Raw genomic sequence first — 13,957 nt, forward strand, 5'->3', positions numbered from 1 at the left:
ATATTTTTAATTTTGGAATTCAATGAAAGGAATGTAATTTGGAAAAAAATCCTATTAATTAGCAGGAGTTACATAGATTAAATGCGAATATTATATTTAGTAGATTTTGTCGATTTTTTTATTGTTAGAGGATTTTTAGTGCACATTGTAATCGAATGTTAGAAATCGGGAACAGCTTTTATTCAAAGGTCAGTCGTAATTCTATATGAATCGAGGTAGAGTCATGGAAATAAGAAGGGCACAATCGAATGATGCATCAGGAATTGCAAAAGTTCACGTGGATAGCTGGCGAACAACTTATAAAGACATTATTCCAGAAGACTTTTTAAATAAATTGTCGTATGTGAAACGTACTGAGTTATGGGAGAAAAACATTGCTAGTGGAGATAAGTATGCCATTGTTGCGGTCAATAATGAGGGACAAATTGTTGGATTTGCGGACGGGTGGAAGAGAGAAGACAACCTGGTGGAAAACGCATGTGATCTGACCTCCATTTATATCCTAGAGGAGTACCAAGGAAAAGGCATTGGGAAGTTGCTGATGAAGGAACTATTCAAACATTTTAACCAAATGGGTTATGAAAGAATTTTTGTAGAGGTCCTAGAAGAAAATAAAACTCGCCTATTTTATGAACATTATGGCGCTAATTTAATCAGAAATGTCCAAATTCAAATTGGCGGGAAAATGTTGAATGAATTGATTTATGAATGGGAGAATGTCGATGAAGTGTTACAAAAACTTAGGGATTGAAGAACTAGCATGGATATAAGGTTTAATAGTTTTTTAAAAGAAGAACTCACTATCAATGACATTCAAGAAGCAATGAGTGAGGAAGCAATAACTTCAAAAGAGCTCGTAATGTACTATTTATATCGAATAGCTAAGTATGACCAAAGCGGGCCAACCATCAATTCTATGATTGAGATAAACTCAGAAGCCATATTTATAGCTGAAGCATTAGATAATGAAAGAAAGCGAAAGGGTGCTAGGGGACCATTACATGGTATTCCAGTTGTCATCAAAGATAATATAGAAACAAAAGATTCCATGCATACGAGTGCAGGAACAATTGCCTTAGAAAATCATTTAGCTAGGCAGGATGCATTTCTCGTGAAGAAGCTACGTGAAGCAGGGGCTGTTATTTTAGGTAAAACAAATATGACAGAGCTAGCCAATGCCATGTCGAGTGAAATGTGGGCAGGATACAGTTCTAGAGGAGGACAAACATTAAACCCTTATGGTGATCCTAAGCTATTTGTTGGGGGATCCAGTTCGGGTTCTGCAGTGGCAGTTGCCTCGAACTTTTCTGTGTTATCGGTAGGAACAGAAACTGATGCCTCCATCCTTAGCCCGGCTATACAAAACTCAGTAGTTGGTATTAAACCAACTGTCGGTTTAATTAGTCGAAGTGGCATTATGCCTTTTACATACTCACAGGATACGGCGGGGCCATTCGCAAGAACTGTTACAGATGCGGCCATTTTACTTGGTACCTTAACAGGGACAGATGAAAATGATATTGCCACCTATAAAAATGAAGGGAATTCACAACAAGATTATACAGGGTGCTTAGATTCAAAAGGATTATTCGGTGCTAGAATCGGTATATTTAATAACATTTCTGAAGAATACAAAGAGTCAGAGGAATATGATGAACGATTATTTAATAATTCTATTCAGTTAATGATTGAACAAGGAGCTGAAATTATTGAGAATATAGAAATTCCGTCTTTTTATAGAGAATGGAATTGGGGTGTCTCAATGTATGAATTAAAGCATAGTTTAAACAATTATCTTGCTAAATTACCAGCTTATATTCCTGTTCACTCAATATCTGAATTAATACAATTTAATAAGAGTATCAAAGAACAAGCATTGAAATATGGTCAGGATAAATTGGTACAAAGAGAAGATATCTCTAACACGTTAAGAAATCCTGAATATTTATTGTCGAAAATAGAAGATATATATTTTTCTCAAGAACAAGGAATTGACCATGCGTTGAAAAAATATGAACTGGATGCTATTGTCTTTCCTTCATATATTGGGTCTACCATAAGTGCTAAAGCAGGTTATCCATCCATAGCTATACCTGCGGGATATATGGAAAGTGGAAGACCCTTTGGTATAACTTTTGCAGGCACTGCCTTTAGTGAAGATGTCTTAATCAAACTAGCTTTTGCTTTTGAACAAGCTACTAAGTGCCGAAAGCCTCCGGAATTCTATAAATAGTATGAAATGTTTATCAGACGTAAAATTAACCTGATAAGTCTAAAAGTATTTAATGGAGAACCTGTATAAACTTGTACCAATTACGATCGGACGGGGGAATCTTCATGGACATGTGGGATGTTTACGACAAAGACAGAAAGCTGACAGGTAAACAGATGAGGCGCGGTGATGCTTTTGAGCAGGGGGACTTTCATTTAGTTATACATGTATGTCTTTTTAATCAGCAAGGTGAAATGCTGATTCAACAGCGGCAGCCGGATAAGGATGATTGGCAGAACATGTGGGATCTTACGGTGGGCGGCAGTGCATTAGCAGGGGAAACAAGCCAACAGGCTGCAGAAAGAGAAGTGGAAGAGGAGATTGGTCTTGTGCTTAATCTTCAAAAACTGCGCCCTTCTGTAACAGTTAACTTCGAGTATGGATTTGATGATTACTATGTGATTGAAACAGATGTAGACCTCCCGAAACTTCCACTGCCAACTGAAGAAGTAAGCCAAGTAAAGTGGGCAGCTAAAGAAGACATTTTTAATTTAATTTCGGAGGGCCAATTTATTCCATATCACGAGTCATTGATTTCATTATTATTTAATACGAGACATATGATAGGAGCACATAAAAACTAGTGGATCATGACAGCTAACGAAATTTACATAGGAGGAAAGCAATGAATCCAGTAATACATGTTGCACAAAATAGTTCATTACTAGATACATCTTTAGAAATCCAAATTTCAAACCTTCCATCCCATCAGGTTGTAACAGTCCAAGCAAAAATGAGGGATAACCTTGGAACTAGCTGGCAATCTTTTGCAGAATTCAAGTCTGATTCCAAAGGAGAAATTAACTTGGCGAAAGCACAGCCGCTATCAGGTACTTATTCTGCGCCTGATGCAATGGGGCTTTTTTGGTCAATGATTCCGCTGACTTATGAGCCAAAGAGAAAAACGCCTCTACAGCCATTGGAAACAAAAATAACGGTCATGAAGGAACATGAAATCTTAGCCACTCATTCTGTTACGCGTCATGTAGTATCTCCAGCAGTGGATAGAATTCCAGTACGTGAACGAGGGCTGATTGGTACATTCTTTTGTCATTCAAAGAGCGGTCCACTCCCTACCATCATTGTATTAGGCGGATCAGAGGGTGGCTTGCGAGAAAGTAATGCCGCATTGTTAGCTTCCTATGGATTTAATACATTAGCTTTGGCGTATTTTGGTATGGAAGACTTACCAAAAGAGCTAATAGATATCCCTTTGGATTACATTGATAGAGCCATTGATTGGTTGATTGATCATCCAAAGGTAGACGATACAAGAATTGGGTTAATGGGAACATCTAGGGGAGGTGAACTAGCCCTGTTAAGTGCTTCCATTTTTCCGTCTATCAAAGCAGTTGTAGGCTTTGTGCCAAGTGGCGTTATTTATCCAGGGATCGGGCAATCAGCCATTGGCGTTCCTTCATGGCAATTTAAAGGGAAATCATTTCCCTTTGCTTATGGTGAGGTGCCAAAGGAAGTTGGCGAAGAAATTCAACAGGCAAAACAATCAGGAAAGCCTATATCATGGCGCAAAACCTACCACTTTTGGGCAGTGGGTGAGAAAGAGGCAGAAATAGAGGTAGAAAATATTAAGGGACCAGTTCTTTTGATTTCAGGTGGAGATGACCAGCTATGGCCTTCAGATGTGTTGTCAGAAAAAGTGATAACCAGATTGAAAGAACACAATCATCCTTATGATTATGAGCATATCAATTATCCAAAAGCAGGACACTCTTTTGGCCCTCCTGGTTTACCAACCACTCAATTGGTTCTCCCTTATGGGAACGGGATGCAATTGTTGTTTGGTGGAAATCCAAAAGATAATGCACATGCACAATTTGATGCGTGGCAAAGAGTAAAGGTGTTCTTTGATCAGCACTTAGCCGATTCCTGAATCTCTGCGCTAGGTTCGTTTAACAGGATGACAGAATAGAATAATAATGGAGGTGATAAAAAAATGAGTACATTAATGCTGGCGGGATGGACGCCTATTTTGGTTCTAGGGATTCTATTTCTTATGGTTGTTTACTTTATTGCCCACAAGGTATCTAGAAAAACTTTATATTCCGTTTCAATTATATTGAGTTTAATATGTATCGGTTTAGTAATTTATAGTATATATTTTGTTCGTGGGTGGGATGGATTGGGTTACTTATTTACTGCTGTAAGTGTTCTTGCAGGAACATGGATCGGCACTCTAATGGGACTACTCAATACTAAGAAACAAGCGTATTAAATTATAAATAGACAGGGCTAATTTTTTAGCCCTTTCAGTCTTAATTAGAATACATACAAGAAAAAGGAGTAAGATTTCATGCTTAAACGTTATATACACCATTTGTGTATACAAACTAATACATATAAAGAAAGCTTAGAATTTTATACAAAGGCCTTAGGGTTTGAAGTGGTTGAGGAAACACCAAAATTTCATGGACGAGCATTTAATACTTGGTTGAAGTTAGGTGACTTTTATATCGAATTACAAACAGGCAAGTTTGGTGAAAAGCTAGTCGCGGCTAATTCGAATAGTGAAGGATTAGTTCATTTCTGTTTATGGGTGGAAAACCTTCCACTAGAAGTCGAGCGATTAAAAGAATTGAAATCCCATTTTATTTTGAAGGATGAGGAAATCATCTATCATGTCGAAAATGGATCTTTATGTAAGGTGAAAGCACCTGAAGGAACGATTGTGGAATTACGTACTAACAAAGGAATTTAAAGGTGAAGTGTTAAAACTAAAATATAAATGAGATGAGAAATATATGATTTTAGTTGTTAGTGTATCGATTACAAAAGATAAGGAATTATTAATGATTGAAGAAAAAAGAGATTCTGGAATAAATCAATGGAATTTTCATTCGGGTCGAATAGAAAAAAATGAAGATATTATGGCGCTGCCATAAGAGAAGTTAAAGAAGAAACAGGATTAGATGTGGAATTACTTCTTACAACTGGCGTTTATAATTTCACAAGTGATTCAAGTGATCAGATTATTTTATTCCACTTCATAGGAGAAATTGTAAGTGGAGAAGTGAGCATAAGTGAAGAAGCTATTACTAATTTTAGGTGGGTACATTCAAAGGATATTTTAGCTATGACTGATGGTTCATTAAGGAATGCGAAAGTGATCAGACAAATAACAAAGAATATCGTAAACCGAAATTTTTATCCAACTGCTTTATTTAATAGAGACTTATTAACACAGTCATAGTGAATGAAAGTTAATTAAATTGATAAGTGGGTTAAAGGATGGAAATTAACCTAGTAAAGGCAACAGATAATGATGCACAAGCTATTTTTAATATGCAAGTAGCAACATTTAAACCATTGCTAGAGAAATACAAAGACGATGAAATCAATCCAGCAAATGAAAGCATGGAAAAAGTATTAAAAAGAATTAATAGAGAGGATGGTACCTTTTTTAAAATCGTAGCTAGCAACAAGCTGGTAGGGGCTATATTTATTTCGTGGAAAGAAGAAACACAATTTTGGATTAGCCCTATGTTCATCTTACCTACATATCAAGGGAAAGGTATTGCTCAGAAAGTTATTCATTTAGTTGAAGAAATGTACCCTCAGGCTGTTAGTTGGGAGTTAGCGACGATAGTAGAGGAAAAGAGAAACTGTTATTTGTACGAAAAGATGGGTTATAAGCAGACGGGCTTCAGCAAGAAAATAAATGATTGTACAACTCTTATCTATTATAAGAAAGTTTGTCCAACGAGCTTTACTAAGTAAGCTATATGTAATGAAAAGCTAGTGTCGCATTAAATGAAAATAAGGAGAATCTTTCATGGATGAACAAGTAGTAATCGAAGAATATAATGCCGATTGGCCAAGAATGTATGAACAGGAAAAGATAGATTTAATAAAAGTATTCAACGATAAAAACGTTGTAATCGAACATTTCGGCAGTACTTCTATCAAAGGATTAGAAGCAAAACCAATATTGGATATAATGGTTGCCGTAAGAGACTTGGAAGAGGTAGATGAGTTCATACGGCCGTTAGAGAGATTAGGCTATGAATATGTTGAACATAAGGAATTTCCGAATCGCAGGTTTTTTAGAAAAGGGGCACGCAGAGCGGGGACACATCATCTGCATGTCTATAAGTACAATAGCGGTGAGTGGAATAACAAAATTCTCTTTCGGGATTATTTAAGAACCCATCCCACAGAACTTTCACAATACGCCCGATTGAAGAAAGTGCTAGCGGAAAAATATAAGTATGATAGACCTGCCTATACGAAAGCAAAAGAGCCATTTATTCTAGAAGTTATAAAGAAAGCAAAGGGAATTAGCCCAAAGTGATTTGCAAAAGGAATTATTTATGCAAAATAACGATATGTTAAAAAGATTATCCCAAAGATTTATTACTTTTGCCGAAACAGAATGTAAGGACTCCAGTGAATTATATGAAACACTTTCATTGGCCATTGCAAAGGATGATGAACTCCTAGAATTATGCACACATGCGCGTAGTGGACAGCCTGTTCCTAATTTATTATTTGGAGCAGTCCATTATCTTTTATTAAAAGGGACCGAACATAAACTAAAAGAGTTTTATCCTAGCATTGTGGTTGAAGCGAAATTACCTAATGAAGCATTCGATAACTTTAAAGAGTTTTGTGTGCAACATAAAAATGACATTATTCATCTACTGCAGACGAAACTGGTTCAAACGAATGAAGTGCGAAGATGCGCTTATCTTTATCCTGTGTTTAGCTTTATTTATGAAAAGTCACAAAAACCCTTAGCGCTTATTGAAATCGGTACAAGTGCCGGTTTGCAACTTCTCTGGGATCAGTACGCCTATTCCTATAAAGAAGATGAAGTTTTTGGAAATATAGAGTCAAGGTTACATATCACCTCCATCTTAAAAGGAGAGATGGCTCCTCCTGTCTCCTCAACACCTCCACCTGTGTCATCAAGAGTAGGAATTGATTTAAATACAGTCGATTTAATGGATGAGGAAGAATATATATGGCTCAAGTCGCTCATATGGCCAGAGCACAAAGAAAGACTTGCGATGTTTGTAAGCGCTGCCAGTTATATTGAAGAATGTCCTGTACAATTGGTGGAAGGGGATGGCGTTTCGCTATTGAGAGATCTTGTGAGCCAACTTCCAACAAATAGTACGGTCTGTTTATTTCATACACATGTAGCTAACCAAATGCCACAGGAGACAAAAGAACAACTTTTAAGTATTGTAAAATCCATTGGTCAAGAACGGGATGTTTTTCATATCTACAACAATATTCAAGACCGCAATTTACATCTCGATTACTACTTGAACGGAGTAGAACACCAACAGACAATTGCTGAAACAGAAGGACATGGCAAGTGGTTTAAATGGTTGCTGAAGGAAACTGAGACGACATCAAAACTATAATTATTATTAAAAAGAGCTAACCCATTTGGGTTAGCTCCTTTTTTATGCTTTCGTTATAGCTGTTATAAAATTAGATCGCTTCACTAAGTTCACGATAATTGGATAGATGATGATAAAAGCGATTATATTCATCGCTGTAGCCGGCAATACAACTGTTAGGAAAAGCAGTGTAAATGGAACCTTTGCACCTACAAGGAAAATAGCAGTGCTAAGGAACACGCTACCAGATACAATTGTGCCAACTCCCACTAAAATAGTTGATACAGGGAGTTTATGGGCTGCCTTTTTCAGTAAAGCCACTGCCGCATAAATAATAAAGGCTGTGACAATTTTATCGATAATATTCGGTACAAAACCTCCAGGGAAAGTAGAAAATAACCCCGAAATGACACCTGTTGCAATGGCAAGCAGAAATACTTCTTTTGGACGGGGGAACAATAATATTCCGATTAACATCATGGTCAGCATGAAATCTGGCTTCATGCCTCCATTAAAACCTGGAATCACCACATATAATGCGGCACCGATCCCTACAAGCAATGCCATTAACACAAGATTTTTTGTCTTCAACTCTCATCTCTCCTATTCTATTGACTAAACTCAACTCTCGTTCTCCTTTCGTATCCTCCTGATCGAAAGCGAAAACTTATATTGATTTTACAATTGCCATCGTTAAAAGGCAAGGGGATATCCTTGAAAGATTTATTTATTCAAATTCGCGATTACTTCGTCTGCCAATGTTTTTAACATTTCTGGAGCAAACTCATCTTCTTTTGTAATCCAAGTTGTTTTAAATCCATCCGTTTCATCATATCTTGGTATAAAGTGCAGATGGAAATGGAAGACGCTTTGGCCGGCGGCTTCTTCGCAGTTGTTCAATAAATTCATCCCTGAAGGTTGGAAACTATCTTTGATAGCATTTGCTATACGCGGTGCTACTTTAAAAAGATTGGCTGCAGTTTCTTCAGACATTTCATACACATTTTTCACATGTTCTTTTGGGATAAGCAATGTATGGCCTTTGGTTAATGGCATAATATCCATAAAGGCATAGACATATTCGTCCTCATAAATCTTTGTACTTGGAATAGAGCCGTCAATGATTTTGCAAAATAAACAATCGCTCATAATAACACACCTTTCACTAATTTGCTTTTCATTTTACCATATTTGGAACTCTTATATAGAATGAAGTAAAATTGGGTTAGAGATCTTCCAGTGGGAAGAGAAGCGGCCGATAATTAGATTTGTCGCTCTGAAGAATGCGTTATTTAGATTGAAAATAGCAGCGTATTCGTTGAAAAGCCCTTAGTTTGTTCTATATAGATAGAAGAATTTTTGCTAAACTAGAAGAAGAATAGGAGTGACGTAGAAATGACGGTATTACAATTACAGTCAGTAACGGGCGGCTATACAAGAAAGCCTGTAATTCATGATTTATCTTTTGCAATTGAACCAGGAGAGTTAGTTGGATTGATCGGTCTTAATGGTGCGGGTAAAAGTACAACAATTAAGCATATTATTGGCTTGATGACGCCGCAAAAGGGTGAAATATTGCTTAATGGCGTTTCCATTAAGGATAATATAGAAACCTATCGTTCATCATTCTCCTATATTCCAGAAACCCCCGTTCTTTATGATGAGCTAACATTGAAAGAGCATCTTGAATTAACGGCAATGGCATACGGAATTGACGCTGAAACAAGGGACAAGCGTGTAGAACCGCTATTAAGAGAATTTAGAATGGAAAAAAGACTGAACTGGTTCCCATCTCATTTTTCAAAAGGGATGCGGCAAAAGGTGATGATTATGTGCGCCTTTTTAGTAGATCCATCACTATATATTATCGATGAGCCGTTTGTTGGCTTGGATCCATTAGCAATCCAATCATTGCTCGACCAAATGGATGAAAAGAAAAAAGAGGGAGCTTCTATTTTAATGTCTACGCATGTGCTGGCGACTGCTGAGAAATATTGCGATAAGATTTTGTTGTTGCATAACGGCAATCTACGGGCTCATGGCACAATGGATGATTTGCGCCAAGCATTCAATATGCCTCATGCTACGCTCGATGATTTATACATCGCGATGACAAAGGAGCAGCATTATGAATAATTTGCTTGATGTGTGGCGCGTGCGATTTGGCCATTATATGGGCGAAATCCAAAAATACATGCGATACGTTTTCACCGGACATTTGGCGATTGTCATAATGTTCGTTCTTGGAGCGGGTGGCTATAAATACAGTGAATGGCTTAAAACAGCTTCTAGCGATTTTCCTGCCATTTGGCTGACAGGTGCTATTATTGGTCTAGTGGTCGGTTTAAGCCGTCCAGTTACCTTAATACGAAAGCCTGATGAAGTCTATTTATTGCCGCTTGAAACGAAGTTGCCCCTGTATTTTAAAAAGGCGCTCAAGTATACGTTCAGCTCCCAAATGATCTTGGTGCTGGCTCTTTATCTAGTAACATGGCCGATGCTGCGACAAGTTGCAGGATTAAAGCCATCTCTCATATTTGTTGGATTAGTAGCAGCGCTCTTAATAAAATACTGGAATGTACACAGTGAGTTTATGTATAGATGGGCATACAAAGGCCATTATGCCTGGGTAGACCGCCTTGTACGCATGATTATTTCTGGGGTCCTCATCAGTTCTATTCTTTCTGTGCAAATCATACCGATTGTTGTGCTGGTAGTGATTCTAGTAGTGTATCCAATTAACTGGCGTAACAAAATGAAAGAATTGCCATTCCCATATGAGCATTTTGTTAAATTGGAAGAAAATCGCATGATGGGTATCTATCGATTTGCCAATTATTTCACGGATGTACCACATATTCATGGCAGTATTAAACGTAGAGCATGGTTGGATTTCCTTTACGGGGTTATTCCTTATGCTAAAAAGAATACGCAGGAATATTTAGTTTTCCGTACATTTATTCGAACAGATGACCACTTTTATCTATGGGTAAGATTAACTGCGATAGCCGCTTTAGTAGCCGCATTTGTTCATATGCCGATTGTGATTGGCGTAATTGTCGGTGCAATGGCCTTCGCTACAGCTATTCAGCTGAAACAAGCGCTCACATCGTCTAACGATTTTCGAATGGACATGCTATTTCCTTTACCAGACAATTCACGTCAATTAGCAAGCGTAAAAATTGTCCGTTATACCATCATTGTCCAAGGTCTCATTGTTGGGCTTGCTGGTATCATGACGCCTTACTTCTATATTCAAGCGTTGATTGTATGGGTTGTAGGGGAGATGACACTTCGTTTGAGCAAGTAAAATGAATTAAAAGAAGATGGAATGCCAGTTGGCGCTTTCCATCTTCTTTTTTATTATTATTCTTCCTCTTCTTCTTCTAGTTTGGTTGTGGTATATGTTTTTACGTATGGATGGCTGACAAAGATGTTACCTGTATCCACTCCATTGATATTCTTTTTGGGATGTTCGAAGGTTTCTTTGTAGGTTGGGCTTGCTTTCCAAGCTTCAAATGAATGTGGACCATTCCACACAGTCAAAGAAATATAGGCTTCATCTTGGAAAGGACGTGGTCGTAATAGTCGGTAGGAATTAAAGCCTGGCTCCTCTTTCAGTTTTTCGATTACTTTTAAGAAGTTATCTTCAAATACAAGATGGCTTTCTTCTTTTACAGGAATATAGTTTAACGCGTAGAATCCATTTTGTTCGAGTTGACCTACTTGATGGACAATCTCATAGCTTTTAGGCGTGGCGAAGACGCTCTTCTTCTCAGATTCATGAAGCAGGACGGTTTTGTCGGCTCCATAAAGTAAGATCATATTTTCAGTGTTATGCTTTTGTTGAATGCTTTCCATAAATTCCGGTGTGCCTGAAGTTAAATATACGTACATAATTTATTCCTCCTAATGAAAGTAAAAAATAAGCGCTGGAGAAAACCTTTACTTTATTATATGTATTCCCTAATAGCTTTAAGTATAAACGTTTGCTAGGTTAGTTAATAATAGAAACAGTTACTAAAGGGTATAAGTGAGAAAGGTCTGAAATAGGAGCCGAAGTTCACTAGACTATTGCTGATTGCAAGGCATTGTCAAAATAATGTCGCAAATTCCTACGTTTTTTTGACAAATTGCACGTTGAACTATACAAGTCTGAAATAAACGTCTATCATAAAATTGGATATGAATGTCGAGTCAAACTAATTTACTAATTATGAAAGGAAGATTACTTGCCATGGGAACATTTAATGATACGCTCCTGCGCGCGGCGAGAGGAGAAAGAACGGCGTACACGCCAGTTTGGTATATGAGGCAAGCGGGTCGTTCGCAGCCGGAATATCGCAAGATTAAAGAAAAGTATTCACTAGAGGAGATTACTCACCAACCGGAGCTATGCGCATATGTAACACGTTTGCCAGTGGAAAACTATAATGTAGACGCTGCCATTTTGTATAAAGATATTGTTACACCGCTTCCTGGAATGGGAATAGACGTGAAGATTAAAGAAGGAGTCGGACCGGTTATTACCAATCCAATCAGGACTGCAAACGATGTCAGCAAGCTGCAAGAGTTCCATCCTGAAGAACATGTACCGTATGTGCTTGAAACGATTAAACTTTTAACAGAAGAACAGCTGGATGTTCCTTTAATTGGCTTTGCCGGTGCACCATTTACGCTAGCAAGCTACATGATTGAAGGGGGCCCTTCTAAAAACTATGCGTTAACAAAGTCCTTTATGGTATCAGAACCAAAAGCATGGTTTGTCTTGATGGATAAATTGGCTGATATGATTGTTGCTTATCTAAAAGCTCAAATCAAAGCAGGCGCGAAAGCGTTCCAAATTTTCGATTCTTGGGTAGGCGCATTAAGCCAACAAGATTATTCCATCTTCATCAAACCTGTGATGGAAAAAATCTTTAACGAAATGAAAGACGAAGGTGTGCCAATGATTATGTTTGGTGTTGGTGCAAGCCACCTAGCTATGGAGTGGCATGACCTTCCAGTAGATGTAGTCGGCTTAGATTGGCGTTTGCCAATTAAAGAGGCACGCCAAATGGGCATTACTAAACCGGTACAAGGTAATTTAGATCCTACATTGTTATTAGCTGACTGGTCAGTACTAGAAAATCGTACGAAGGAAATTATTGACCAAGGATTACAAGTTCCTGGGCATATTTTTAACTTAGGCCACGGTGTATTCCCATCTGTAAATCCGGATGTCTTAAAGCGTTTAACAGCGTTTATTCATGAATACAGCGCACAAATAGTAAAAGCAAACGCAAGCACTGCAAAATAACGTCTAAGCATTTAAAGGGAAAGAAAACTGTTATATCCCTTTATATTTGAGCATAAGAAAAATATAAATGAGGTGTCTTAACTATGAAAAAACAAATCGGACTATTAGTAATGGCATATGGAACGCCAAATAGCGAAGAGGATTTAATTCCTTACTATACGCATATTCGTCACGGTCACCGTCCAAGCGATGAGCATATTGAAGACCTGCGTAGCCGTTATCAAGCAATCGGCGGCATCTCACCTTTAGCAGAAACAACAAGAAAACAAGGTAGAGCGTTAGAAGCACGCTTAAATGAGATCCAAGATGATGCAGAATTCAAATTGTATATCGGTCTAAAACACATTGCGCCATTCATTGAAGATGCAGTAGAACAAATGCACAATGACGGCATTACAGAAGCTGTATCAATCGTACTTGCACCGCATTTTTCATCTTTCTCTACCAAGTCTTACAACTCAAGAGCTTTAGACAAAGCTGCTGAACTTGGCAATCTAACAATCCATACGATTGACAGCTGGTATAAAGAAGAAAAATTCCTGCAATATTGGACAGAAAAAATTAATGCAGAGTTCGATGCAATGTCTGATGAAGAACGTGAAACAGCATGTTTAATCGTTTGTGCACACTCACTTCCTGAAAAAATTATCGCAATGGGTGACCCATATGCAGATCAATTGCATGAAACAGCTGAAATTCTGCAACAACGGACTGGCGTGAAGAATATGGAATTTGGATGGCAATCAGCAGGCCAAACAAAAGATCCTTGGCTTGGGCCTGATGTTCAAGATTTAACTCGTGATTTATACAATAACAAAGGATACCGTTCATTTGTGTATACACCAGTTGGATTTGTAGCTGAACACTTAGAAGTGCTATATGACAATGACTATGAATGTAAAACAGTTTGCGAAGAATTAGGTGCTAACTATCATCGCCCTAAAATGCCAAACGACAACCCGTTATTCATTGACACGTTAGCAGATGTTGTACAAAAAACATTGGCGAATGCCTAAA

18 protein-coding genes are annotated in these 13,957 nt (G+C 37.8%); 15 read left to right on the forward strand and 3 right to left on the reverse strand.

Annotated features, from left to right (window positions below; genetic code table 11):
- Positions 1-223: 223 nt before the first annotated feature.
- The 11 genes from F0527_RS11655 (at position 224) to F0527_RS11705 (ending at position 7,662) form a co-directional block, all read left to right on the forward strand.
- On the forward strand, positions 224-751 hold the full coding sequence (locus F0527_RS11655; RefSeq protein ID WP_150285009.1) for a GNAT family N-acetyltransferase: 528 nt from the start codon (positions 224-226) through the stop codon (positions 749-751).
- Positions 752-760: 9 nt separating this feature from the next.
- The gene (locus F0527_RS11660) at positions 761-2,233 is read left to right on the forward strand and encodes an amidase family protein (protein WP_150285010.1); all 1,473 of its coding nucleotides are present in this window, start codon (positions 761-763) and stop codon (positions 2,231-2,233) included.
- 104 nt (positions 2,234-2,337) lie between these two features.
- The gene (locus tag F0527_RS11665; protein WP_150285011.1) at positions 2,338-2,856 is read left to right on the forward strand and encodes an NUDIX hydrolase; all 519 of its coding nucleotides are present in this window, start codon (positions 2,338-2,340) and stop codon (positions 2,854-2,856) included.
- Between the two features lie 41 nt (positions 2,857-2,897).
- Positions 2,898-4,163 carry an acyl-CoA thioesterase/bile acid-CoA:amino acid N-acyltransferase family protein gene (locus F0527_RS11670; RefSeq protein WP_150285012.1) on the forward strand — a complete coding sequence of 422 codons (1,266 nt, stop codon included), beginning with the start codon at positions 2,898-2,900 and terminating at the stop codon, positions 4,161-4,163.
- Between the two features lie 63 nt (positions 4,164-4,226).
- Entirely contained in the window at positions 4,227-4,505 is a 279-nt protein-coding gene (locus F0527_RS11675; RefSeq protein WP_066789572.1) for a YesK family protein, read from the forward strand.
- A 78-nt stretch (positions 4,506-4,583) separates the two neighbouring features.
- The gene (locus F0527_RS11680) at positions 4,584-4,988 is read left to right on the forward strand and encodes a VOC family protein (RefSeq protein WP_150285013.1); all 405 of its coding nucleotides are present in this window, start codon (positions 4,584-4,586) and stop codon (positions 4,986-4,988) included.
- A gap of 43 nt (positions 4,989-5,031) precedes the next feature.
- Positions 5,032-5,172 carry an NUDIX hydrolase gene (locus F0527_RS11685; RefSeq protein ID WP_150285014.1) on the forward strand — a complete coding sequence of 47 codons (141 nt, stop codon included), beginning with the start codon at positions 5,032-5,034 and terminating at the stop codon, positions 5,170-5,172.
- Between the two features lie 29 nt (positions 5,173-5,201).
- Entirely contained in the window at positions 5,202-5,480 is a 279-nt protein-coding gene (locus tag F0527_RS11690) for a hypothetical protein (protein ID WP_255476105.1), read from the forward strand.
- Between the two features lie 38 nt (positions 5,481-5,518).
- Entirely contained in the window at positions 5,519-6,007 is a 489-nt protein-coding gene (locus tag F0527_RS11695) for a GNAT family N-acetyltransferase (RefSeq protein ID WP_150285016.1), read from the forward strand.
- A gap of 55 nt (positions 6,008-6,062) precedes the next feature.
- Positions 6,063-6,581, forward strand: a complete 519-nt coding sequence (locus tag F0527_RS11700) for a GrpB family protein (RefSeq protein ID WP_150285017.1) — start codon at positions 6,063-6,065, stop codon at positions 6,579-6,581.
- 19 nt (positions 6,582-6,600) lie between these two features.
- Positions 6,601-7,662 carry a DUF2332 domain-containing protein gene (locus F0527_RS11705; protein WP_370454674.1) on the forward strand — a complete coding sequence of 354 codons (1,062 nt, stop codon included), beginning with the start codon at positions 6,601-6,603 and terminating at the stop codon, positions 7,660-7,662.
- 42 nt (positions 7,663-7,704) lie between these two features.
- Here F0527_RS11705 and F0527_RS11710 read toward each other — a convergent pair whose 3' ends face one another.
- Entirely contained in the window at positions 7,705-8,232 is a 528-nt protein-coding gene (locus F0527_RS11710) for a tryptophan transporter (protein WP_066789563.1), read from the reverse strand.
- A 132-nt stretch (positions 8,233-8,364) separates the two neighbouring features.
- The gene (locus tag F0527_RS11715; RefSeq protein ID WP_150285018.1) at positions 8,365-8,790 is read right to left on the reverse strand and encodes an HIT family protein; all 426 of its coding nucleotides are present in this window, start codon (positions 8,788-8,790) and stop codon (positions 8,365-8,367) included.
- 246 nt (positions 8,791-9,036) lie between these two features.
- Here F0527_RS11715 and F0527_RS11720 point away from each other — a divergent pair, with 246 nt between their 5' ends.
- Together F0527_RS11720 and F0527_RS11725 are read left to right on the forward strand one after the other, a co-directional pair.
- The gene (locus F0527_RS11720; RefSeq protein WP_150285019.1) at positions 9,037-9,777 is read left to right on the forward strand and encodes an ABC transporter ATP-binding protein; all 741 of its coding nucleotides are present in this window, start codon (positions 9,037-9,039) and stop codon (positions 9,775-9,777) included.
- Positions 9,770-10,951: an ABC transporter permease gene (locus tag F0527_RS11725; protein WP_150285020.1), complete on the forward strand. Its 1,182-nt coding sequence runs from the start codon at positions 9,770-9,772 to the stop codon at positions 10,949-10,951. Before F0527_RS11720 ends, F0527_RS11725 begins: the two co-directional genes overlap by 8 nt.
- Before the next feature lie 56 nt (positions 10,952-11,007).
- Here F0527_RS11725 and F0527_RS11730 read toward each other — a convergent pair whose 3' ends face one another.
- Entirely contained in the window at positions 11,008-11,538 is a 531-nt protein-coding gene (locus F0527_RS11730) for an antibiotic biosynthesis monooxygenase family protein (protein ID WP_150285021.1), read from the reverse strand.
- 340 nt (positions 11,539-11,878) lie between these two features.
- On the opposite strand from F0527_RS11730, the gene hemE reads away from it, so the two are divergent.
- Together hemE and hemH are read left to right on the forward strand one after the other, a co-directional pair.
- Entirely contained in the window at positions 11,879-12,940 is a 1,062-nt protein-coding gene (gene hemE, locus F0527_RS11735) for a uroporphyrinogen decarboxylase (protein WP_150285022.1), read from the forward strand.
- An 83-nt stretch (positions 12,941-13,023) separates the two neighbouring features.
- A complete protein-coding gene (gene hemH / locus F0527_RS11740) occupies positions 13,024-13,956 on the forward strand; it encodes a ferrochelatase (protein ID WP_150285023.1) in 933 nt (310 codons plus the stop codon).
- The last annotated feature ends 1 nt before the right edge of the window (position 13,957 follow it).

The sequence above is a fragment of the Rummeliibacillus sp. TYF-LIM-RU47 genome (assembly GCF_008638315.1).
Classification (GTDB): Bacteria; Bacillota; Bacilli; order Bacillales_A; family Planococcaceae; genus Rummeliibacillus; species Rummeliibacillus stabekisii.